The organism is Pseudohalocynthiibacter aestuariivivens (assembly GCF_018457175.1).
GTDB classification, from domain to species: Bacteria; Pseudomonadota; Alphaproteobacteria; order Rhodobacterales; family Rhodobacteraceae; genus Pseudohalocynthiibacter; species Pseudohalocynthiibacter aestuariivivens.
Window position 1 is genome coordinate 173,089 of the sequence record NZ_JAGFNU010000005.1, and the last position, 23,595, is coordinate 196,683.

Consider the following 23,595-nt stretch of genomic DNA (forward strand, 5'->3'; position numbering starts at 1 on the left):
CTGGCCACGTTAATTAAGCGAAATCTGCGGCGAATTCATCGAGTGCCGTTTTGATTTTATCCTCAAGCTCACCTTTAACCTTACGGTCATTGTCGGTGATGTCTTTCAGCAAATCGGCGTGGTTTTGACGCAGGTGGTTCAACAGGCCTGCTTCGAAACGACCAACTTGTTTCACATCGATCTTGTCCAGATAGCCTTTGGTGCCTGCGTAAATCACGCAAACAATCTCGGCGTTGGTCAAAGGTGAATACTGTGATTGCTTCATAAGCTCGGTCAAACGCGCACCACGATTCAGCATCGCTTGTGTTGATGCATCAAGGTCAGACCCGAACTGCGCAAAAGCTGCCATCTCACGATACTGAGCCAGTTCTAGTTTAACCGGTCCAGCGACAGATTTCATTGCATCGGTTTGTGCCGAAGAACCAACCCGCGAAACCGAAAGACCGGTGTTCACAGCCGGGCGAATGCCTTGGTAGAACAGTTCGGTTTCCAGGAAGATCTGACCGTCAGTGATCGAGATCACGTTGGTAGGGATAAACGCAGAAACGTCACCACCTTGGGTTTCAATGATCGGCAGGGCGGTCAAAGAACCGGAACCATTGTCTTCGTTCAATTTAGAAGAACGTTCCAGCAGGCGGGAGTGAAGGTAGAAAACGTCACCTGGGTAAGCTTCACGTCCGGGCGGACGGCGCAGCAACAGAGACATCTGACGGTAGGAAACAGCTTGCTTACTAAGGTCATCGTAAATGATCAGCGCGTGGCGTCCGTTGTCACGGAAATGCTCAGCCATAGTAGTCGCCGAATAAGGTGCAAGGAACTGCATTGGTGCCGGATCAGATGCGGTTGCAGCCACGACGATTGTATATTCAATCGCGCCGGTTTCTTCGAGCTTCTTGACCAACTGCGCAACGGTTGAGCGTTTTTGACCAACAGCAACGTAGATACAATAGAGTTTTTTGCTCTCATCGTCGCCAGCGGCGTCGTTGTAAGCTTTCTGATTCAGGATCGTATCCAACGCAACGGCAGTTTTACCGGTTTGGCGGTCACCAATGATCAGCTCGCGCTGGCCACGGCCGATCGGGATCATAGCGTCAACAGATTTCAGGCCCGTCGCCATTGGCTCGTGAACCGATTTACGCGGGATGATGCCAGGCGCTTTCTGGTCAGCAACAGCGCGTTTCTTTGTTTTGACAGCGCCTTTGCCATCAATTGGGTTCCCAAGGCCGTCAACAACGCGACCAAGCAGTTCGTCACCAATCGGAACGTCCACAATCGATTTTGTGCGTTTAACGACATCGCCTTCTTTGATGTCACTGTCTGAGCCAAAGATCACGACCCCTACGTTGTCTGCTTCCAAGTTCAGGGCCATGCCCCGAATTCCGCCCGGGAACTCGACCATCTCACCGGCTTGAACATTGTCCAACCCGTAGACCCGCGCAATACCATCGCCAACAGAGAGCACGCGGCCCACTTCTGCGACTTCAGCGTCTTGCCCGAAGTTTTTGATCTGCTCCTTGAGGATCGCAGAGATTTCGGCTGCTTGGATACCCATTATCCGACCTCTTTCATTGAATTCTGGAGGGTGTTTAGCTTGGCCCGAATCGACGTATCGATCATTTTCGAGCCCACCTTAACAATAAGGCCACCGATGAGACTTTCATCGACGGCCACGTTAATTTTGACATCTTTTCCGATTGACGCTTTCAGCGTTTTGGCAAGTTTGTCCGATTGCGTTTTGGTCAGCGCTTTTGCTGCCGTCACGTCTGCTGTCACCTCACCTTTTTCATCAGCAATTTGCTGACGCAGTTCGGCGGCCAGATAAGGCAGCACAAACAGGCGGCGTTTGCTTGCCATAAGACCTAGCGAATTAGACACCATTGGCGATAGTTTCATTTTTTTGGCAAGCGCACTTAGGGCCCCCGCCTGATCTTCGCGAGAATAAACTGGCGAAGAAATCAATGCAGCAAAATCGCTGCTTTCGGCAATCGCGGCCTCAAGCGTATCAAGGTCGCCTTCAAGCGCTTTAAGGCTTTTGCCTTCTTTGGCCAATTCAAAAATGGCCGTGGCATAGCGCTTAGCAATGCCTGATGAGATCGAAGCTGGTTCTGACACGTCCACCCTTCCGATGTCACGAGCCCCGACTTACATCTTCTCAGGATGCATGGCAGGGCGGCTTATAAGCGCAAACGAATGTAAGCGCCAAATTCGGCAGGGGTGTAGCAGACGCATTCTCACCTATCAACTGCCTTTGATGTTATTCCGTTCATTCTCTAGGCCTGTAAAACAAGGGTTTAGGCCGGGTGCGACGGAATGCGTCACGAAAAACATCGAAAAAAATTAAAGAATCCCTGTCTCTAGGCGATTCCTATTGACTAGATTGGTTTCACTTCGGGTTTCGTTAAACCATCAAGAACATTCAACGGACGACGGATCGCTTCCGGCAATCCGGGCTTCGTTGGGGCGAAAACCTGCTTCGTCGCCTCTACAATCAATACCCCGCCTGCAAGGTACGACGATATTTTTCGCCCCCCTTTCTCCCAGATTTGTCCGGTGCGCAGCCAGAAGCGTCGATCGCTCGGTGGGGCGAATAATGCAGCGACGTGGCGTTCCGGAACAAAGTTGTGACGGCGTAACTGGTTTTCCAGTTGGATCAAACTGAAAGGGCGCCCGTATCCAAAAGGTGTTTTGTCGCGACGGGCCCACAACCCAGCACGGTTTGGTACAACAAACAGTGCTCGACCACCGGGTCCGAGTACGCGCCAGCATTCCTCGAGCAATGCGGTTGGGTGTTCACTGGTTTCCAAACCGTGCATCAAAACAAGCTTATCAACCGAGCCCGTCTGCAACGGCCAAATCGTTTCCTCGCAAAGCAAGGCGACATTCCGTTCCCCCGTAGGCCAATGCATCACACCTTGCGGGCCGGGCATAAGCGCCATAACGCGCCGTGCATCCTTTAAATACGGCCGCAACAAAGGTGCTGCGAACCCGAAACCGACAACGGTTTGCCCCTTCGCTTCTGGCCAGAGTTTGAAAATCTGATCACGCACTGCTTTTTGCGCAGTGCGTCCCAGCATACTGCGGTAATAAAAGTTCCTCAAATCTAACACGTCGAGGTGCATAAAATTTCACCGTGTATAGTGGTGTCAGGACAGACCATACTCAATGAGACTGAAAATGCCACGATTACGTTGTTTAGCGTTAAACCGGGGATTCAACTATTTTTTGGGAAACAAGCGACAGGTTGTTCGCCGGCATTTCTACCTGCTCTACGCGACCAAGCCCCGAATCCTTCATTTGCCGCCACATCCAGGCGACATCTTTATATCCAATTTCCGGGTCCTGAGCGGTAAGGTTTGAATCAAACCGCGCATCGCCTTCACTGCGATACTGTTCATGTTCTTTGAATGGGCCATAAATAAAGACACGCCCATCATTCCCCAACGAATCGGACATTCCTTTGAGAACTGCCACTGCGTCCTTTTCCGAGATCAGGTGGAACAGGTTGACGACATAAATCAGTTTCAAATCTGTTAGGTGATCGTCCCATTTCCCTGCGGCGTTCAGTTGAAGCGCTGGTAAGAGATTGTCCAACCTAACCGTTTTGCGCCAAGCTTCGATGCTACGCAGCCGGTCAAGGGCAATATCGCTGGGTTGCCAATTCACCCTCGGGAACCGTTTAGCCAGAGTTGCAACATGTTGCCCCGTCCCGCTTGCAATCTCCAGTGCCGTCCCCTGCGCTGGAACATGGTTCGCGAGCTGCTTAATAATCGGACCAAGATTGCGCTCTGCAGAAGGGGAAAACAGCTGACCATCCTCATTATGTTCTTTTAAGAAAGGGGCATCAGGCATGATCAGAGGTGTTTTTGTCATATCATCACTATATTTTTGCTGTGTTTTTATTGCCACTCAATATTGCGCTCGCCAGTTCTTTGGGCAAGACTTTGGGGACTCAAAAGAAAGGTCTCCTCCTCGTGCCCCTCGAAATCATCACCGTTCCCTGCCTGTCCGACAACTATGCTTTCCTTATGCATAGTCCGGAGCATAACCAGACCGCTTTGGTTGATGCGCCAGAAGCAGCCCCAATCATAGAAGAACTTGAGCGACGCGGCTGGTCGCTCGACATGATCCTTCTCACACATCACCATTATGACCATATCGACGGTGTCGCTGCGCTTAAGGAGCGTTACGCACCGGTCATCGTAGGTGCTGCGGCTGATAAGCATCGGTTACCCGCACTTGATACCGCTGTGTCAGATGGAGCGGAATTCACGTTTGCAGGCCAAAATGTACGTGTTTTAGACGTTTCGGGCCATACGGTTGGTCATATCGCGTATTTTATCCCCTCTGCCAATGCCGTCTTTACTGCAGACAGCCTTATGGCGCTTGGATGCGGAAGACTGTTTGAAGGCTCAGCCGCGCAAATGTGGAACAGCCTTTCAAAGCTTGCGGCATTGCCTGATGATACAATCGTGTATTCCGGGCATGAGTACACTCAAGCGAACGCCAGATTTGCGCTGACCATTGAACCGGATAATGAGGCACTTATATCAAGAGCGCAGTCAATTGCCGCAGCCAGGGCCTCGGGCCGCGCAACGGTCCCTTCAACCCTGACAGAAGAAAAGGCGACCAATCCGTTTCTCAGGGCGCATTTGCCATCAATGAAATTAGCGCTTTCAATGACGGATTTCGATGATGTCTCTGTCTTTGCTGAAATTCGCCGTCGAAAGGACAATTTTTGAGGTTTTAAAAAAAGAACAGTGTCAAGCCACATTAATTTCGCCCAATGACATGAAATGTGACATGATTTGATAAAAAAGACCTTGAAGCTCGCGGGAACACAACCGAACTTTAAGAGTAACAGGCCACGGTCAAGGTGGGCTTCCCATCCGGACCAAATGAAAGGAGCACCACGTCGTGCCTTCATTTTCAAATACGCTCGAGCAGGCAATCCATTCTGCGTTAGCCTTAGCGAACGCACGTCAACATGAACTTGCCACCCTGGAACATTTGCTTTTGGCGCTGATTGATGAGCCTGACGCAGCGAAGGTCATGTTGGCCTGCAGTGTTGATCTGTCAGAACTGCGCCAGACTCTAAGCGAATTCATAGACGATGACCTGAACACGCTCGTCACTGATGTTGAGGGGTCTGAAGCTGTGCCAACCGCAGCTTTCCAGCGCGTCATCCAACGCGCGGCCATCCACGTTCAGTCTTCGGGGCGTTCTGAAGTAACGGGTGCAAACGTACTTGTGGCTATTTTCGCGGAGCGCGAGAGCAATGCGGCTTACTTCCTGCAAGAACAGGAAATGACACGTTACGATGCGGTGAACTATATCGCGCATGGAGTCGCCAAAGACCCTGGCTTTGGCGAAGCCCGACCAGTTACCGGCTCCTCCGATTTTGAGGAAGCGACGCAGGTTGCTGAAGAAGAGGGTAAAGAATCTGCCCTTGCAAAATATTGCGTCGATCTGAACGCGAAATCACGCAAGGGCGATGTTGACCCGTTGATTGGCCGCGAACACGAGGTAGAGCGCTGCATTCAGGTGCTATGCCGCCGCCGCAAGAATAACCCGCTTTTGGTAGGCGATCCCGGTGTCGGGAAGACTGCTATTGCAGAAGGTTTGGCACGCAAAATCGTACAGGGTGAAACACCTGAAATCCTTTCTCAGGCGACGATTTATTCGCTTGATATGGGCGCGCTTTTGGCGGGCACACGTTACCGCGGGGATTTTGAAGAGCGGCTGAAAGCTGTGATGTCTGAACTCGAAGAGCACCCAGATGCGGTTTTGTTCATTGATGAAATACATACTGTAATCGGGGCCGGTGCCACGTCTGGTGGTGCCATGGACGCCAGCAACCTGCTGAAACCCGCGCTTCAAGGTGGCAAGTTGCGCTGTATGGGTTCTACCACTTATAAAGAATTCCGTCAGCATTTTGAAAAAGACCGCGCACTTTCGCGCAGGTTTCAGAAAATTGACGTGAACGAACCTTCCATAGAAGACACTGTAAAAATCTTGCGCGGACTCAAGCCATATTTTGAGGACCACCACGATATCCGCTACACGGCTGATGCAATCAGGACCGCAGTGGATTTGTCAGCACGCTACATTACGGACCGTAAGCTGCCAGATAAAGCCATCGATGTGATCGACGAAGCAGGTGCTGCGCAACATCTTCTAACGGAATCCAAACGCCGCAAAACGATTGGCACCAAGGAAATTGAGGCTGTGGTTGCAAAAATTGCCCGCATCCCACCGAAAAGTGTCTCCAAAGACGACGCAGAAGTTCTGCGCGATCTTGAGAAATCTCTGAAACGGGTGGTCTTTGGTCAGGATAGTGCAATCGACGCGCTGTCTTCGGCTATCAAACTGGCCCGTGCCGGTCTGCGTGAACCAGAGAAACCCATTGGCAACTATCTATTTACCGGTCCTACGGGTGTCGGCAAGACTGAGGTCGCCAAGCAGCTCGCTGATACCCTGGGTGTCGAGCTTTTGCGCTTTGACATGTCCGAGTACATGGAAAAACACGCGGTATCACGGCTAATCGGCGCACCTCCGGGTTATGTCGGGTTTGATCAAGGTGGTATGCTGACAGATGGCGTCGATCAGCACCCACACTGTGTACTGCTGCTTGACGAAATGGAAAAAGCGCACCCGGATGTTTACAATATTCTGTTGCAGGTCATGGATCACGGCAAACTGACCGACCACAATGGCAGAACGGTTGATTTCCGTAATGTGATTTTGATCATGACATCAAACGCTGGTGCAGCCGAACAAGCCAAAGAGGCTATCGGATTTGGTCGTGATCGGCGCGAAGGCGAAGATACCGCAGCGATCGAGCGGACATTCACACCAGAATTCCGAAATCGTCTGGATGCGGTGGTCAGCTTTGCGCCGCTCAGCAAAGAAGTGATCCTGCAAGTGGTCGAGAAATTCGTGCTTCAGCTTGAAGCGCAGTTGATGGACCGCAATGTTACGATAGAGCTTAGCCGCTCTGCCGCGGAATGGCTGGCCGACAAAGGGTATGACACAAAAATGGGTGCGCGCCCACTTGGCCGTGTCATTCAGGAACACATCAAGAAACCTCTGGCCGAGGAACTGCTGTTTGGTAAACTGGCGAAAGGTGGCGTGGTCAAAGTTGGCACCAAAGGGGGCGAGCTTAAAATCACAATGTTAGCACCAGAAAAACGACAACTTTCAGGAAAAACACCGCCGCTGTTAACTGCCGACTGATCACATAGGTCAAATGTTCAAGAAAGATCTCCCGCTGCGTTCAACGTTGCGGGAGATTTTGTTTGCAACCAAACCGCCGCATTCCCTATTTCTCTGTAAACTTAAGCTCAATACGACGGTTCTGCGCACGGGCCTCGCGCGTTGGTTCTGGATTGATTGGGTGGAACTGCCCGAAACCCGCAGCGGCTAGCCGATCTGGCTGTATTCCAAGTTCTTCAATCATATATCGAACCACCGACAACGCCCGACCTTGACTAAGCTCCCAATTATCCTGGTACTTCCCGGTGCTGATCAATGGAACATCGTCCGTATGACCATCTACACGAATGACCCAGTCAAGTTGGGGTGGAATGTCATCGACAACTTCTTGCAATATCCGGGCGACTTTCGCGATTTCACCGCGACCTTCTTCTGATAGATCAACTGCGCCGGGCGCAAACAGAACTTCGGAAGAGAAAACAAACCTGTCACCCTCAATCCTGACACCTTCTTGTTCGCCCAAAACATCACGTAACTGGCCAAAAAACTCTGACCTGTAGCGCTCCAAGTCCAGCGCCCGTTCTTCCAGACGCTTGCGTTCCGCTTCTTCCAGTTCACGTCTTCGGCGTTCTTCAGCTGCAACTTGCGCGAGGGCCGTGTTCAACTGTGATCCAAGCGCTTCAATCTGAACATTTGCAGCTACATCTTTTGCCGCGGCTTCGTCTAGAATAGCTTGCAAAGACCCAAGCTGTGAGCGCAATGCTGCAACCTGTTCACTGAGCAATGCCATACGGCGCTGGCTTTCAGCTGACTGTGCTTCCTGTTTTTCCAACTCGCGGTTTGCTGTTTGCAAAAGAAGGGCGTGTTCTTCAGCGCTGGTCAGCGCTTCTGCTTCTCTTTCTTCTGCTGCCAGTTTCGCCGCAAGTGCCTCGGCCAGAACGGCATCACGCTCATCAGCACTTGCAAAGGCGCGTTCGGCGGCTTGTTCAGCAGCCATTTGGGCGGCAAGCGCTGCTACAAGCTGCGCCTCAATCTCCTCTTTGGTTGCAGCAACGTCACCCAGTGCTGCGACCTCTGCGATCATCGCTTCTAGCGCTTGTTCAGCTACAGCCAGGTTTTCTTCTGTATTGTTTTTCGCAAGCAGGGCTGCAGCCAATTGCGTTTGAAAAGCGTCTCGCGCCTCGGTCGCTTCCTGTCCTGTCGTCAAGGCCGCAGCGAGCCTTACGCTCAAATCTTCACGCGCGGCTTGGGCGGCCGCAAGAAGGGTCAGCGTATCTTCCGCCTTTTTACGTTGCTCTTCCAAAGCAAGCGTCATTGCCGTCAACTCGCTATCTGCGTTTTGCAGTCTTTCGCGTAGCGCTTCTGCTGCTGCGGCTTCAGTCAGGCGCAAACGCTCTGCGTCGCTAAGCTCCGATTGCGCAGTTTCAAGTTGTGCCTGCAGGTCTGTATTTTTCTGACCAGCCTCAGCATTTCGCTGGCGCATATCGGCAATCAGCGCATCCAGAGCCTCGCGCCGGGCGGCTGCTAAGCGGGCCGTTTCAACCTGCACATCTATTTCATCACGTGCCCGCGCCAGTGCCAGTTGCAGCGCTTCCTGATCGCTAATCAGTTCTGCACGCGCGGCTTCCAGTTCTTCAACGGCGACAGAAAGTACATCACCCCGCTCTAGTGCATTGTCGCGTTCTGCCAGCAAGGTTGCGACCTGTGCTTCAAAGCTGGTGATGCGCGCACGTTCTGCTGCAAGCTCTTCGGTTTGAAATGCAGTCTGCGACTGCAATGTCGCGATAAGTGCTGCCTGAACTTCGGCTGTGTTTTGCGCACCTTCCAGCGAAGCCCCTAAACGCGTCACTTCAGACTGAAGTTCACGTGCGCGGTTTTGTTCGAGCCCCAGCGCATCAGCCAGACTCATTATCTGTTCTGTCAGTTGATCAAGTTCCGACTCTTGCCCGGTGATCGTTTCACGCAGCACAAACTGGACGACCATGAAAATGGTCAAAACAAACATAAGCACCAACAGCAGCGCAGTCATCGCGTCAACAAAGCCCGGCCAGATAGAGGCCTGCAACCTGTTTCCTGTTCGACGACTTAGCGCCATGACTTATCCTTGTTCCTGTTCTGTCGATAACTCTCGGATTGTTCGGTTTAGTTGTGCCAGTTCCCCGCGCAGCTCAGCAGTTGATTCCTGCCTGCCCGCAGAAATCTCTTCCAGGATACGCAACAGTTGCACATCAATAGACCGTAGACGCATGCGGCTTTCAGCATCAACATGGGCACCGCCACCTTCTTCCAATGAAGCTTCTATTGTATTGATGAGCCTGGCTTGCCCTTCAGCAACCTGTCCAAGCGCTTGTATCACAGTTTCTGTGCCGGATTGCCCTTTTCCAGCTGTTTCGGCCATCTTCTCAACCGATTTGACCAGTTTTCCAAGTTGTTCATCCAGAGAGGTGCGGCTCGCATCGGACTGGCCGAACATCTCTTGCATGGCCTCCATCTGTCTGGACATTTCGTCGAGCACCACAGCGACCTGCCCGTGTTCACCGCTACCTTCGGTTTCACCCGTGGAAAAGCCGACCCGTGTGATTGTCGAAAGCCATTCTTCCAGTTCGCGGTAAAAACGGTTTTGCCCGTGGCCTGCAAACAATTCCAGCAGCCCGACAACCAGGGATCCTGCCAGCCCCAACAAAGACGATGCAAAAGCAGTGCCCATGCCACCAAGCTGGGCCTCAAGGCCGCTCATAAGGCGGCCAAAAACTTCGATCCCGCCTTCACTATCTTGCGGGGCAAGGGATTTGATGGTTTCCACAAGTGCCGGAACAGTCGTTGCAAGGCCATAAAAGGTACCCAACAGACCAAGGAATATCAGAAGATTAACGATGTAGCGCGTGATGTCCCGGGCTTCGTCTATTCGGGTCGCTACTGAATCCAGAATCGAAGCGCTGGATGAAGAGCTGATTTGCACCCTTGTGCCACGCGAGCGTAACAGCCCCGCTAAAGACGCAAGCAACCGCGGCGCTTTGGTCATTTCATGGCCAAGTCTTTGTGCGGCAAAGCCTTCAATCCAGCCTACTGAAGATACAAGCTGAGCAACCTGCCAAAAACAGGCGAAAACCCCGATCACAAAAACAAACAGAATAAATCCATTCAGATACGGATTTGCTAAAAAGACTGGGGCGACCTTAGGAAAGGCCACATAGGCTCCAAGACCCACCAACCCTAAAACGATCAGCATCGTCATTATCTGACGCACTGGTTGTGTAAAGTACGGCTCGGCCTCGCGATCTGGGTGGCCCATCATTTGGACATGTCCTGACGCTGTTGTTGTTTCGGGCAGAATAGGGGGTCGCGCAGCATTCGCCAACCTTCAATCTTATTTGATTAACCGGACAATGCCCGGACATGACCAGACAACCATGAAAGGTCTGGATCACGGATGCCCAGTTCTTCCAGATGTGCTGCGGTGTTAAACAGGTACTCGTTATTTGGCCCCCTACCCCCGACAGCTTTGGCAATAATCCCGGCCTGTTCTTCCAGCGGCAACCCACCGCAGTATTGAACGTGGTCCGGATCAACAATGTAAGTGATCGAAGTCACCAATCGACCATCTCGGAGTTTGATTTCAAGTTCTGCCTCAAGATATGCAGAAGAAATCAATTCCCGCTCTCGCAACCCAGCCAAGGTTTCGTCTGCATGTTCGGGTGCGACGCAAAAGGCCAGCCCATCGCAGCTTGCCCCTACAGCCCGATCAAGTGCGAGCACCAAACCCGGCTCTTGTTCTGTTCCTCGATGGTGGATGGACCGCATACAAAAACACCTGTGAAAATCCGACAAAGTCGCAATCTGGCGCTCCGCAAACGGAAAACCCGGGTTCCACATCAGTGAACCATATCCAAAGACCCAAAGGGACGCATCTGCCATTGGTCTGGCCCTTTCCTTTTTACGCCTATAAACACCAAGGCGCAAGATCATGGAAGGGGTGATAATGCGACTGCTAAGTATCATTGTCGTGACCGCTGCATCGCTTTGGGGTGGTTATTGGTTTGTCGGATCGACTGCTGTCGAAAAAGGTCTTGTCACGTGGTTGGCAGAGGCACCTAAGAACGGCCTTGCTGCTGAGTACAGCGCCTTGGAAACGCGCGGTTTCCCAAACCGGTTTGATACCACAATTGAGAACGTTTCTTTTTCGCACGCAGCAAGCGGCATCACATGGCAGGCACCGTTCTTTCACCTTTTTGCGCTAAGCTACAAACCAAACCACATCATCGCTTCCTGGCCCAATGAACAACGTTTAATTTTGCCCGGCATTGCACTTGATATCACCTCCGAAGATATGCGCGGCAGCGTTGTTTTCGAACCCAATACCAGCCTAGCGATAGATCGAGTTAGATATTCAATCGATAAGCTGACCATTGTCCCGGAAGGCACCGACCAATTTGAGGTGGAGCGCGTTTTTTTTGCATCCCGCCAGACAACTGCCCGTCCCTTCGCGCATGATGTGTCGCTGCGGCTTTCAATGCTGAAACTACCAGAGACCTTGAGCAATATCCTTGACCCAACGAGTAAGTATCCAAATCTAGTCGATGGGCTAACCGCCGATGCAACGTTTGGCTTAACAGCCGCTATTGGCCGTATATCGGACGGTAGCCAGCCACCTGAGGTGACTGATGTTGCGATTAAAACCATTCGATTTGATTGGGGTGACATGGAGCTTAGCCTGAGCGGAACGCTCAAAGCCGACGATCTGGGATATGCGGAAGGAACGCTTGATCTTCATGCAGCAAACTGGCGTGAGGTTTTTCAGCTTCTTGTAAAGCTTGGGCTGGTCGAGCCCGCATGGGAAGGCGCACTGGCACCGCTCTCAAAAGATGTTGCCGGGGTGGCAACGCTTGATATTCCGCTCACCTTCGAAAACCAGGTTTTCTATTTTGGGCCGCTTTCTTTTGGGACAGCCCCACGTCTGCGCTAGCGGCAGTAAGACCCGCCCCTGTGTCTTGCCGTGTCGAGATGAAAATGATCCCGGTGATGGCGATCTGCATCAGGACCAAGCACTGTTCCAAACGGACCACACGCGGAACTGTGTATTCTGCGCAGCACACGTCTTTGGGTGCGATCCCGCCAACCTGTTAAAACCGTCAGCGAGCTGCCATTGTTAAGGTTAATAGCAGCGATATCAACGGCCTTACCCCTGCCATGTTCAGATACTCGCGCACCGGGTTGGTTGTTGCGCGTGCGACACGAATAATGCGCAATTACCCGCAAACTGGAAACGCCTCCTCCAAGCCTGCCGACCGCAGGACGCACACCATTGTTAATCCAGGTTTTCAATGCGCGTGCCGTTTCGCAATTGATTGTTGCTGGCTGAGTGAGGCTGACACCATCAATTTCAGTAATCCGGACTGGGCTCGAAACCCCGCATCCACGCAGTCGACCACGAATAGACGAGATTTCCTGCCCCCGTATGCTGCGGTCTCCGCAAACTGATCCCTGACGTGTCTGACGCGTGCGTTGACGCCGGTCGCGTCGTGTTTCACGCCGGGGCGCTGTTTCTGCTGGTTCAGAGGACGCAACCCGAACAGGGCTTTGCGACTGGTTTCGTGCAAGAACTGCAATGTCCCTAGGTCGTGCAACAGGCCGGAGCGAGCGTGCAACACCCGGAACAGAGCTTGCGATACGCACGGCAATCATGGGCAGACTGGCAGCGCGGACAATATACTGTGCTGATTCACTCGAACCAGTCAAACCTGCTGAAGGGCGCGGTATTGGACGGATAGATGCGTTGTAATAGACCGGAACGGTTGTTTCTCGTGGCAAGATTAATTGGCTGGTAACAGCACGTGCTGAAGGGCGTAAAGAACGTTCCGGTGCGTTCGCTAATGCTGCAGATGTGGTCCAAAGACCAGCCAATACAAGCACTAAAGCGGTTGCGCCTTTTCTCATTCCTTCGCTGCTCCTCGCCCAAAATCGGGGGCGTCCGTGTCTTGCCCTGCCTCAATAATACCACGCCGGATCGCCCGTGTGTGGGTAAAATAGTCAAACAGATGATCGCCATCCCCCGTTCGGATGGCACGCTGCAGCGCAAAGAGTTCTTCTGTGAAGCGCCCCAGAATTTCCAATGTTGCATCTTTATTTGTCAGAAATACGTCACGCCACATTGTCGGGTCACTTGCCGCAATGCGGGTAAAATCGCGAAAACCGGCTGCGGAGTATTTAATGATTTCGCTGTCTGTGACGCGGCGCAGATCATCCGCAACACCCACCATCGTGTATGCAATCAGGTGCGGTGCGTGGCTCGTAACAGCAAGCACTAAATCATGATGATCGGCCTCCATTTCATCAACATTGGCCCCCATCGCTTCCCAAAGCTTTCTTAACCGCGCAACAGCTTTGGTATCTGCGCCTTCTGGTACCAACAAACACCAGCGGTTTTCGAAAAGCTCTGCAAAACCGGACTTCGGCCCGGAATGCTCCGTTCCGGCCAAGGGATGCGCCGGAACAAAATGAACATCTTTTGGTAAATGGGGTTTAACAGCTTCTATAACCGCACGTTTCACGGACCCGACATCGCTGACGGTTGCGCCTTTTGCCAAATGCGGTGCTATCTCGACAGTAACAGCTTCCATTGCACCGATAGGTACACAGAGCACGACAAGATCCGCACCCTCCACTGCCTCTGCTGCGCTTTCGCAGACGCGATCACACAATCCAATTTCACGCGCAGTCGCACGCGTCTCTTCAGAGCGCGCGTAGCCCGTAACCTCGCCGGCCAAGCCACCCCGCTTCATCGCCCAGAACATTGATGATGCTATAAGCCCGAGCCCTATCAGGGCAACCCGATCATAAATCTGGCTCATTTTTCCAACGCCTTGAAACCCGCCACCGCATGTGCAACCCGACGGCAGGATGCCTCGTCTCCTACGGTTATCCGCAGGCAATTTGGCAAATTGTACCCGGCAACACGCCGTACGAGAAGCCCCTGTGATTGCAGGTAATCATCACATGCTTCTGCTTCGGCCTGATCCGCAAACCGGGCAAGAATGAAGTTCGCGCAAGACGTGTCTGACGGCACGCCCAGCTCAGCCAGCGCTTCTGCCAACCACGCCCGCATACGGGTGTTTTCTGTGCGACACTTTTCAACATACGCCCGATCTTTCAATGCCGCTTCTGCGGCATCCAGTTGCGGTTGTGAAAGGTTAAAGGGGCCTCGAATACGGTTGAGAACGTCAATGATTTCCTTTGGGCCATATCCCCAGCCGATCCGTAATCCGCCAAGACCGTAAAGTTTTGAAAAGGTCCGCGTCATAAAGACATTTTCGCGCGCTTCAACCAACGCAGCCCCGCCGTCGAAACCTTCGACGTATTCTGCATAGGCTCCGTCCAGCACCAGCAAAGCCTGAGGCGGAAGCCCGGCTGCAAGGCGTGCAACATCATTCCCACCAATCATTGTACCAGTCGGATTGTTGGGGTTGGCAATAAAGACAAGCCTTGTCTTCTCGTTGCACGCAGCAAGGATTGATTCAACGTCCGCGACGCGCTCGCGTTCAGGTACTTCGATAGGTGTTGCACCGGCGGCAAGTGCGGAGATACGATACATTGAAAAGCCATGTTCCGTGAAGATTACCTCATCCCCTTGTCCGGCATATGCCTGACAGAGGAATGTGATAATTTCGTCGGAACCGACGCCACAAATTATCTTATCAGGATCCAGCCCGTGAACGGCGCCGATTGCTTCACGCAATGATCGATGATCCGTTGGGGGATAGCGGTGCAATTCATGTGCGGCACGGCGGTAAGCTTCTATCGCTTTCTCAGACGGGCCAAACGGATTTTCGTTAGATGAAAGCTTAATGACTCTGCTTGCACCTTCGATGTTGGCCTTGCCTCCCTGGTAGAGCGAAATCTCCATAATCCCGGGTTGTGGCTGAATCTCTGTCGTCATCTGAAATCTCCTGCTCGGGCTTTTCTATTCGGTGGCGACTGCCTTTACTACACAAAATGACAAACTTCTGTGCGGGCGCCAAACGACTGTGGTAATTCTTCTTTTCGGCCACCGTGCCTAAAAAATCTTCTGCTCATCTCGTGAACCCATAGACTTGCCCGAACACATTGAACGAAAAAAGCCGCGTCGGTTTCCCGGCGCGGCTTTCTGAATTCGGTGTGGCGAAGATTAGTTCTTCGCGTAAAATTCCACGACGAGATTTGGTTCCATCATTACTGGATATGGCACATCGCCAAGGCCTGGTGTCCGCACGAATGTTGCGATCATTTTGGAATGGTCTGCATCGAGGTAATCAGGCACGTCGCGCTCAGCCAGTTGAGTGGCTTCCAGCAGAACCGCGAGTTGCTTAGAGCGGTCACGCACTTCGATAACGTCACCCTCTTTTACAAGGTATGAAGGGATGTTGACCTTTTGGCCATTCACACGGACATGCCCGTGGTTCACGAATTGACGTGCTGCGAAAATTGTGGCGACGAATTTAGCGCGGTACACAATCGCATCGAGACGGCGCTCCAGCAAACCGATCAGGTTTTCACCCGTGTCGCCTTTCAGGCGCTCGGCTTCAGAGTAGATGCGGCGGAATTGTTTTTCAGTCAGATCGCCATAGTAACCCTTCAGCTTTTGCTTTGCGCGCAGCTGAATGCCAAAGTCGGACAGTTTGCCTTTACGGCGCTGACCGTGCTGGCCGGGGCCATATTCACGACGGTTAACCGGAGATTTCGGACGACCCCAGATGTTTTCACCCATCCGGCGGTCGAGTTTATGCTTGGCAGCGGTGCGTTTCGTCACGGCTGATATCCTTCTAGTCGTATGAAGGGCGTTGTCCTTTGTCTCCCCCTTAACGGTTTGACCGACAGGCATCCCCTTACGGGGGCCACCAACACCAAATAAATGCCCCGGCCATCGCTGACCGGGAACGAAGCGGGGTTTAGGGGGCTGTCAGCTCAGAGTCAATGGCAAACACCATCTTTTCAGGCAACCTTATACCTTAAGATTGCCGCTTCTGAATCAGATAAGTTACGGCGCGCAAAACCACCATAGTTGTTTGGGTCATCCGCGATATCGGGGAACCTATGCAACATGCGCGCACGCTGCTCTTCTTCTACAGAACTCAATGAGGTGTTGGCCGGATGGAAGCTCTCGGTCTCAACACCATTTGCCCAGACGATTTCGTGCGAGTCCAATAAAAGGTGAATGTAGGTAATTTCCCGGGCGTTATGATCAATCAATATCGTGCGGTCATTCAATAGATCTTTAGCAGCTACCAATACTTCGGGCGTGTTGAACAGGATTTGCGCTTCGTTTCCCTTGATCAGAATGCGATGATCGGGCGAAACGATCAGGTCCTGATCAGGCTCACCGCCCAAAAGAGCACCGGCACGTATACGAATGGGCCGCAGATGTGGAAGTGCGTGCAGGCGCGCGCCAGACATCCGGCGCTGTCCTATCCAGCAAATCTCCTGATCACCGCTGTCTTTTGTGCAAACCCTATCGCCTTCGGCCAGGTCTTCGATCAGCCTGGGGCCATCAGGGGTGCGAAGCCAGGTTCCGGGTGTGAAGCAAATCACCCCGTCTTTCGAACGTTCGTCTAAATTCACCGTGTGATCGCTCATGATGCGATGAACAATCCAAAGGTCAGTGTCTGTTGGTGGCAACTCATCCAGCATCATCAACAATGGTGGTGTATCTTTCGTAACATCAATGATCGTAACTGTAAAAACGCGTCTGCCATCAGTGACGACAAAGCTGCTTTCAAAAAGCGGGTCGTCTATATCAATAGAATTGATGTTTTGGGTAGGTTCCAGCGCGACGCCTACCAACCTGCGGACAACACGTGCTGCCCGTTTCCTTAAGTCTGCCTCTCCATTGGCCATACCCAGACATAAAACGTCGCTCGAGCCATCCACTCGAACTGGTCGTCCACTCCAGCGCCACGTCGCGCCGATGGTTAACTCGTCTGTCGTTGTGGCCTTTTGACCATCAACTTCTGTCTGCTGCCAGGAGATTACAAACGTGCCCTGAAAGCCCGTCATCATGCCTGAATGCCTGCTCTTTTATTTTTTTATTACCAAGAAGGTAACAGGAACGAATCAGTCTGGAAAGGGGGACGATCGCCCGCTCGTCTCTACCGGATCATCCTGTGTCCAATTGGACTCAAAAATTTAATCTCAGATTGATCGAGCCAACGATCTGACTGTCATTCTGCGCCTCAAATTCGCGGCCAAGCCACGTCAGACCGTAGAAAACGCCTGTACGCTCTCCTTGCCAGTGAACGCCGGCACGAAGCCGGTCGCGGGAGTCTGTGAGAACGTAACCATTGGCATCCGGCAAGTAGATCGAGCTATCCACTTTTGCGATGTCCCCGCCCACGACAAAACTCGTACCTTGGTCTCCCTGCCGGACAGCACTATAAAGCTGACCTGATGAGACATCGCGCACGAAAAGGTCACGCTGACCAAAACGCCCGATAATCATATCTGCGCCGATGCGAACCAGATCTTCGGCGCCAACCTGCATCTCAACAAACGGACGAACCATGGCCGTTTCAGAAAGACGAAACGGCCGCCCTGCCTCATAGGTTACCCCCGGGTGAAAGCCATCGGCGATCTGGTTCCCCAAGACAGTTGGAACATCCACATCAAGCAGTTTGTGCGCTTCGCGTTGAAACGCGCCCAAACCTGTCTGTGGACCTGTCACAACCAAATCAGCACCAAGGCTCATTTCGGTTTGGCCGCGTTGAAAATGCGTGTGCATCCCCAATGACAATGCGCCCGCATATCTGCGGTCACCGGCTGCAGGTGTTACCAGATTGTCAGGAGCCAGAATCTCGGCCCTAAGTCGAAACTCCAGTAGGTCACTAAATGCTTCGGGTCTTTCGCCATCCCATTGATAGCCCCGGATTCGGCTCATTGCATAAGAGCCGGTACGCCAACGGTCTTCACCGTCTCCAAGAAAATCGTTGGTGAAAAGACGCCCATATCCAAGCGTCTCGCGCTCAAGCGGAACGACAGTAGAATCCTGCGCATTCACAGGTAAAGCAGAAAGAAAAAACGCACAAAAAATTCCGGCGAGGGTCGTTCGCATCAATACTTCCAGTTCGAATTGCCCCCCCGGGCAGCATTCTTTTGAGTTGTGCACCGTCAACGAAACTTGCGCAAGCCCGCAACTTGCTCGCACGCAAAAAAACAATACGACGGGCTTACTTAAGAGATAAAACTGCCCGCGCCAGAACGTTATTCACCACCGTTCAGGTTTAGTGTTGGATCATCCAGCGTTAAGTCGAAGCGATCCGGAACAAGCCCTTGATGAAACCAGTTCACAAAACTGTAGATCGAATAAACAGGCAAACTCGTCAACTTGCGAATATCTGCTGCATAGGGCGTCATGTTGGTACACTCCAAAACGATTGCCCCAATGTCATCATGTTTTGTCATCAACTCCCGTGCAGCATCCAGCAAATCAAGGCGGCACTCCTCAAAATTAATACTGGGCTGATCGTCCAGAATTCCGTGCGTGAAGGCGCGTCCGTTGTCCGTTCCGACAATTGGGGTATCAAGCGGCGCGCCTGCTGCTTTGAGATGCGCCCCTGTGAGGTTTGCCTTTGAGATGGTTATTACGCCAACCCGTTTGGACTTTGGCAGCAATTGTTGAACAACGGGGATCTGCATCAAAGATGATGTCGCGACAGGCACCGGAACAGCCTCGGAAATCTTATCCTGGATCAGTGCAAGAAACCCGCAGTTCGTCGTCAACCCGTCACATCCGTGTGCTACAAGGTCTTTTGCCGCGGCAATAAATCCATCCACCAACAGGATTGGGTCCTTGCGAACCACGTTATCCGGCGTAGCGCCACGCACGATCCGGTACTGGACAGGGAACGGCCATGTAGCCGCATTGGCGATATCGCCAAAAATGCGTGGAAACTGGGTTTCCAGCATCAGGATTCCGATATTCGCGCCGTATATGGTTTTACCACCGTATTCGACAGACATTGGCTTTCTCCTAAACATGTTTCGCCTAATGCGAGGGAACGTAAAGTTGTGAATATGCGATGCGTACCGCTTCGGTCGTTTCTTCGCGGCGACGCTCAATGTGGCCACGCAATGCGTTCACGGCTGCTGTTTTGTTGCGCCGCGACACTGCCTCTATGATCGTCCGATGTGCAGACAGCTTTGCACCATCGGCAACCAGACTCTGGTTCCCTAATCTTAGCAATTGCAAATTGATCAGCCGCACATACCGAATGCGACTGTTCAGATTTTCAAGAAGCCTCAAAAGCTCTCCATTGTTGGAAAGTTCAGCCAGACGCATGTGAAAGGCCTCATCCATCTTCAAAAGCTCTGATAGATCTTCGCAAGTGTCATACGTGTCTTCCGTCTGATCAAGATAGTTGACCACCGCTTGAATTTCTTCATCAGTTGCCCGTTCAATCGCTCGGATCACCGCCTCCGTTTCAACAGCCGCGCGCGCTTCATAAAGCTCTTGTATGCGCGATGGGCTTAGCGCACGGCAAAAGAAGCCCCTGCCATTCTGGAAGGTTAACAAGCCTTCGGCGACAAGACGGTTCAACGCTTCGCGGAGAGGCGTGCGGCTTGCGGCCAACTCGACAGAAAGCGCGCTTTCGTTCAACCGTTCTTCAGGCTTGAACTCAAAATTGACCGCCATTTTACGCAGGCGTTCATAAACACGTTCGACGCTACTTTCCTGCTTTGCCATTTCAGACTCGCTCTCTCAAACCAGCAATTGGTTATTTCCTACGCATATCTGGCCTTGCAAGTTGTCGCAAGATTTTTGTCTTCACTTTTGCATTTATTGCTGTATACAATTTTAGGAACACGGTTTTCGACGGACGGATCCTTAACTTCCGCCTGTGGTGATCTTGAAGCTTTGGAACGGACAGGTGACCTTTGACGAACAAACCGAATGGCGCAGAAGCAATGGTACGCATGCTGGAGGCACATGGTGTTCAGCACATTTTCGGCCTCTGCGGTGATACAACACTGCCGTTTTATGATGCGATGCATCGGCTCGATCACAAGATCACCCATGTTCTGACGCGGGACGAACGCTGTGCAACCTATATGGCTGATGCCTATTCCCGTGTGACCGGGCGCGTTGGGGTTGCCGAGGGTCCGTCAGGTGGCGGCGCAACCTATATTTTGCCTGGGCTGATCGAAGCGAACGAAAGTTCTTATGCCGTTCTTGGAGTTACCACCGATATTTCAGTTGCCTCCTATGGGAAATACCCCCTGACAGAAGTCGACCAGGATGCGTTGATGAGACCGCTGACGAAGTGGAACACGGTCATCAAGCAATCTCAGCACATTCCCCGTATGGTGCGATCTGCATTCAGGGCAATGACGACTGGCCGTTCCGGCTCTGCCCATCTCGGCCTGCCGTATGACATTCAGTATGACGCCGTTGATCCGGGTGACATCTGGGCTGACCCAAAGCTCAGCACCTACCCGGCGTATCCGACGGGGCCGGAACCCGGTGCGACCGAGGCCGCAGCAGATGCGATATTGTCAGCCAAAAAACCACTCATCATATGCGGCGGTGGCGTTGTGATTGCTCGTGCGATGGAAGAACTTCATCGCCTTGCAACACGCCTCGACATTCCCGTTGCCACCTCTATTTCTGGCCAGGGCTCACTGGCGGAAACCAACCCTCAGTGCCTTGGCGTTGTCGGCTCGAACGGTGGGACGGATCAGACCTGGGAACTGATGGAAGCGGCTGATCTTGTCGTGTTCATGGGATGCCGGGCAGGCTCTACCACAACGTCCCGATGGGAGGCACCAGCCGCTGGCACCCGGATCGTCCATTTTGACAATGACCCGATGGTGATCGGTGCGAACTACCAGACCGAAGTCGGTGTGGTCGGCGACCTTAGGCTTTCTTTGGCCGAAGTTAACGCAGTGCTTGATACACGCGATCAGGGTACTGCAACTTTTGGTGGTACTGCTGCAATCGCAGACATAAAAAAACGTAAGTTTGAAATATTTGACCAGCTTGCCCAATCAAACGAAACACCCATGCGGCCCGAACGTGTTATTGATGCGATGATGAAAACCCTACCGGAAGACGCAACAGTGCTTTCGGACCCCGGCACAAGTTGCCCCTATTTCTCTGCCTACTATCAACTACCCAAAGCCGGCCGTCACTTTATAACCAACCGGGCACATGGCGCGCTTGGGTATTCTTTGTCCGCCGCTTTGGGCGCCTGGTTTGGACGCCCGACATCAAAGGTTGTCGCGATGATGGGGGACGGATCGTTCGGCTTTACATGTGGCGAGCTTGAAACCGTCTCGCGTTGCCGCGCCCCTATTACGTATATCGTATTCTCAAATTCCAACTTTGGTTGGATCAAGGCCAGCCAGTTCGCTGACAAAGACGCGCGTTACTACAACGTTGACTTCAACCGCACTGACCACGCTGCAATTGCTTCGGCGTATGGTGTAAAATCATGGCGCGTCGAAAACCCCGAAGACCTTGAGCGTGTGATGAAAGAGGCAATCAACCACGACGGCCCAACCTTGATAGATGTTATCTGTCAACCGCTTGAAGAATCGAACGCCCCCGTCCGTCGCTGGATGGGCTAAACGTAATTTATTTAGGGAGAAACCGCAGTCGTCTGATTTCAGAACGAAAGAAACAAATACCGTAAAGTCTTGACCGGTGGGTCTAAAAGGGGTCGACTGCGCGAGTATTTAAGCACAGCTAAATGTGCGAATCTGGACCTTGCTGCCTGTTTTACGGAAGGTCCGGACTAAGAAACCAAGTCCATGGGAGGATACATAATGACAAAAACTCTAACAAAAATGGCTGCAACACTGTCGGTCTCAGCGGGTGTTGCTTTGGTGGCGAGCGCTGTTGCTGCGGAAACCTGGGATATGCCTATGGCCTATTCCGCAACCAACTTTCACTCAGCGGTTGGTGCGGAATTTGCATCCTGTGTAACAAGTGGCACGGGTGGCAATCTTGAGGTTGTTGTGCACCCTGGTGGGTCGCTCTTTGCTGGTGCCGAAATCAAGCGCGCCGTACAAACAGGGCAAGCCCTGATCGGGGAGCGGCTGCTGTCTGGTCACCAGAATGAAAACGCGCTTTTTGGTTTTGATTCAATTCCATTCCTCGCGACATCCTTTGATGATTCAGCACGGCTCTGGGAAGCGGCCAAAGGCCCGTTGACAGATTTGCTGGCAGAGCAAAACCTTCATCTTCTGTATTCTGTTCCTTGGCCGCCGCAAGGATTGTATTTTGATCGCGAAATCAATTCGGTTGCTGAAATGGCAGGCATCAAGTTCCGTTCGTACAACAGCGCAACTGCACGGCTTGCAGAACTATCCGGCATGTTGCCCGTTCAAATCGAAGCAGCTGAGATCAGCCAGGCGTTCGCAACGGGTGTTGCTGAATCGATGATTTCTTCGGGCTCTACCGGATACGACCGCAAAGTCTGGGAAAGCCTGACGCATTTTTATGAAGTGGATGCCTGGCTGCCACGGAACTACGTCTTTGTGAATATGGAAGCGTGGAACGGTCTGGATGAAGGCACCCAGAACGTTATGCAAGGCTGTGCTTCGCTCGCGGAATACGCAGGCAATTGGCGTTCGGTTCAATACACCGATTTTACGCTGAAAGAACTTGCTGCAAATGGCATGACTGTTGGTCCTGCAAATGACTCGCTGAAAGACGAGCTTCGCGAATTTGGCGTCATCATGACCAATGAGTGGCTGGAAAATACGGGCGACGCAGGCAAGGCCATTGTCGATGCGTTTAACGCCTCCGCCAACTAAAAACATCTGATCCCAAAATACCCCCGGCGCTCGTCGCCGGGGTTTCAAACATAAAAGGGAGACAGAAAATGGTTGGATTTGGTAAATCGTTGCGTCGGTTTTTAGATGGTCTTTATCTTTCTGCTGGCATCCTATCAGCACTTTTTCTGATTTGTATCCTTGTTCTTATTGTCATTCAGATGATTGCCCGCTGGACCGGAGAAGTCTTTGCCGGGGCGCCTGACTATGCGGGTTATTGCATGGCAGCATCTTCGTTTCTTGCACTTGCTTACGCGCTGAACAGCGGCAACCATATTAGGGTGAGCCTGCTGTTAAACGCCCTAGGGCGGTTCAGGCGTTTTGGTGAAATTTGGTGCTTTGGGATCGCGACCTTCCTGTCACTGTTCTTCGCACGTTACGCGGTCAAGGCGACTTATGAATCTTATCGTTGGCACGACATCAGCCAGGGTCAGGACGCAACACCTATATGGATTCCGCAACTCGCGATGAGTGTTGGAGTTGTCATTTTGGCAATTGCATTCGTTGACCACCTCATCCGACTGATCTTCGTTGGCAGCCACAACATCGAAGAAGAAGCGCTTGATGCGCATACGGAGTAAG

21 protein-coding genes are annotated in these 23,595 nt (G+C 52.4%); 6 read left to right on the top strand and 15 right to left on the bottom strand.

Translation table 11 applies throughout. From position 1 onward, the window contains the following. Positions 1–13: 13 nt before the first annotated feature. The 4 genes from atpA to J4E70_RS09690 all read right to left on the bottom strand — a co-directional run bounded on the left by atpA (position 14) and on the right by J4E70_RS09690 (position 3,870). Positions 14–1,552 carry a F0F1 ATP synthase subunit alpha gene (gene atpA / locus J4E70_RS09675; protein WP_213888901.1) on the bottom strand — a complete coding sequence of 513 codons (1,539 nt, stop codon included), beginning with the start codon at positions 1,550–1,552 and terminating at the stop codon, positions 14–16. Then, positions 1,552–2,112: a F0F1 ATP synthase subunit delta gene (locus J4E70_RS09680; protein ID WP_213888902.1), complete on the bottom strand. Its 561-nt coding sequence runs from the start codon at positions 2,110–2,112 to the stop codon at positions 1,552–1,554. The genes atpA and J4E70_RS09680 overlap by 1 nt, the downstream gene beginning before the upstream one ends. Before the next feature lie 260 nt (positions 2,113–2,372). Next, positions 2,373–3,119, bottom strand: a complete 747-nt coding sequence (locus J4E70_RS09685) for a class I SAM-dependent methyltransferase (RefSeq protein ID WP_213888903.1) — start codon at positions 3,117–3,119, stop codon at positions 2,373–2,375. A gap of 79 nt (positions 3,120–3,198) precedes the next feature. Next, positions 3,199–3,870 (bottom strand): DUF938 domain-containing protein, encoded by a 672-nt coding sequence (locus J4E70_RS09690; protein ID WP_213888904.1) that lies wholly within the window; start codon positions 3,868–3,870, stop codon positions 3,199–3,201. A gap of 101 nt (positions 3,871–3,971) precedes the next feature. On the opposite strand from J4E70_RS09690, the gene gloB reads away from it, so the two are divergent. Together gloB and clpA are read left to right on the top strand one after the other, a co-directional pair. After that, positions 3,972–4,739 carry a hydroxyacylglutathione hydrolase gene (gene gloB / locus J4E70_RS09695; RefSeq protein ID WP_213888905.1) on the top strand — a complete coding sequence of 256 codons (768 nt, stop codon included), beginning with the start codon at positions 3,972–3,974 and terminating at the stop codon, positions 4,737–4,739. Positions 4,740–4,914: 175 nt separating this feature from the next. After that, positions 4,915–7,233, top strand: coding sequence for an ATP-dependent Clp protease ATP-binding subunit ClpA (clpA, locus tag J4E70_RS09700; protein WP_213888906.1), 2,319 nt, complete (start codon positions 4,915–4,917; stop codon positions 7,231–7,233). Between the two features lie 85 nt (positions 7,234–7,318). Here clpA and J4E70_RS09705 read toward each other — a convergent pair whose 3' ends face one another. The 3 genes from J4E70_RS09705 to J4E70_RS09715 all read right to left on the bottom strand — a co-directional run bounded on the left by J4E70_RS09705 (position 7,319) and on the right by J4E70_RS09715 (position 11,127). Beyond that, positions 7,319–9,307 carry a peptidoglycan -binding protein gene (locus J4E70_RS09705; protein WP_213888907.1) on the bottom strand — a complete coding sequence of 663 codons (1,989 nt, stop codon included), beginning with the start codon at positions 9,305–9,307 and terminating at the stop codon, positions 7,319–7,321. Between the two features lie 3 nt (positions 9,308–9,310). After that, a complete protein-coding gene (locus J4E70_RS09710; RefSeq protein WP_213889096.1) occupies positions 9,311–10,504 on the bottom strand; it encodes a biopolymer transporter ExbB in 1,194 nt (397 codons plus the stop codon). An 83-nt stretch (positions 10,505–10,587) separates the two neighbouring features. After that, positions 10,588–11,127: a gamma-glutamylcyclotransferase gene (locus tag J4E70_RS09715; protein WP_213888908.1), complete on the bottom strand. Its 540-nt coding sequence runs from the start codon at positions 11,125–11,127 to the stop codon at positions 10,588–10,590. Between the two features lie 64 nt (positions 11,128–11,191). Between J4E70_RS09715 and J4E70_RS09720 the strand changes: the two genes are divergently transcribed. Beyond that, positions 11,192–12,175 carry a DUF2125 domain-containing protein gene (locus tag J4E70_RS09720; protein WP_213888909.1) on the top strand — a complete coding sequence of 328 codons (984 nt, stop codon included), beginning with the start codon at positions 11,192–11,194 and terminating at the stop codon, positions 12,173–12,175. Here J4E70_RS09720 and J4E70_RS09725 read toward each other — a convergent pair. The 8 genes from J4E70_RS09725 to J4E70_RS09760 all read right to left on the bottom strand — a co-directional run bounded on the left by J4E70_RS09725 (position 12,172) and on the right by J4E70_RS09760 (position 19,921). Next, positions 12,172–13,146: an extensin-like domain-containing protein gene (locus tag J4E70_RS09725; RefSeq protein ID WP_213888910.1), complete on the bottom strand. Its 975-nt coding sequence runs from the start codon at positions 13,144–13,146 to the stop codon at positions 12,172–12,174. The two genes, J4E70_RS09720 and J4E70_RS09725, sit on opposite strands and share 4 nt — an antisense overlap. Next, positions 13,143–14,060, bottom strand: a complete 918-nt coding sequence (locus tag J4E70_RS09730; protein WP_213888911.1) for a prephenate/arogenate dehydrogenase family protein — start codon at positions 14,058–14,060, stop codon at positions 13,143–13,145. The genes J4E70_RS09725 and J4E70_RS09730 overlap by 4 nt, the downstream gene beginning before the upstream one ends. Then, a complete protein-coding gene (gene hisC, locus J4E70_RS09735) occupies positions 14,057–15,145 on the bottom strand; it encodes a histidinol-phosphate transaminase (RefSeq protein ID WP_213888912.1) in 1,089 nt (362 codons plus the stop codon). The genes J4E70_RS09730 and hisC overlap by 4 nt, the downstream gene beginning before the upstream one ends. A 228-nt stretch (positions 15,146–15,373) precedes the next feature. Next, complete coding sequence (rpsD, locus tag J4E70_RS09740; protein WP_213888913.1) at positions 15,374–15,994, bottom strand: 30S ribosomal protein S4; 621 nt, start codon at positions 15,992–15,994, stop codon at positions 15,374–15,376. A gap of 182 nt (positions 15,995–16,176) precedes the next feature. Next, entirely contained in the window at positions 16,177–17,241 is a 1,065-nt protein-coding gene (locus tag J4E70_RS09745) for a Hint domain-containing protein (protein ID WP_213888914.1), read from the bottom strand. A 118-nt stretch (positions 17,242–17,359) separates the two neighbouring features. Continuing rightward, complete coding sequence (locus J4E70_RS09750; protein WP_213888916.1) at positions 17,360–18,289, bottom strand: lipid A-modifier LpxR family protein; 930 nt, start codon at positions 18,287–18,289, stop codon at positions 17,360–17,362. A gap of 149 nt (positions 18,290–18,438) precedes the next feature. Beyond that, a complete protein-coding gene (locus J4E70_RS09755; RefSeq protein ID WP_213888917.1) occupies positions 18,439–19,197 on the bottom strand; it encodes an aspartate/glutamate racemase family protein in 759 nt (252 codons plus the stop codon). Positions 19,198–19,222: 25 nt separating this feature from the next. After that, entirely contained in the window at positions 19,223–19,921 is a 699-nt protein-coding gene (locus J4E70_RS09760) for a GntR family transcriptional regulator (RefSeq protein WP_213888919.1), read from the bottom strand. A 191-nt stretch (positions 19,922–20,112) separates the two neighbouring features. Between J4E70_RS09760 and J4E70_RS09765 the strand changes: the two genes are divergently transcribed. The 3 genes from J4E70_RS09765 (at position 20,113) to J4E70_RS09775 (ending at position 23,594) form a co-directional block, all read left to right on the top strand. Then, positions 20,113–21,804, top strand: coding sequence for a thiamine pyrophosphate-binding protein (locus tag J4E70_RS09765; RefSeq protein WP_213888921.1), 1,692 nt, complete (start codon positions 20,113–20,115; stop codon positions 21,802–21,804). A 198-nt stretch (positions 21,805–22,002) separates the two neighbouring features. Next, a complete protein-coding gene (locus tag J4E70_RS09770) occupies positions 22,003–22,995 on the top strand; it encodes a TRAP transporter substrate-binding protein (protein WP_213888922.1) in 993 nt (330 codons plus the stop codon). Positions 22,996–23,063: 68 nt separating this feature from the next. After that, positions 23,064–23,594: a TRAP transporter small permease gene (locus tag J4E70_RS09775; RefSeq protein WP_213888924.1), complete on the top strand. Its 531-nt coding sequence runs from the start codon at positions 23,064–23,066 to the stop codon at positions 23,592–23,594. Position 23,595 lies beyond the last annotated feature (1 nt).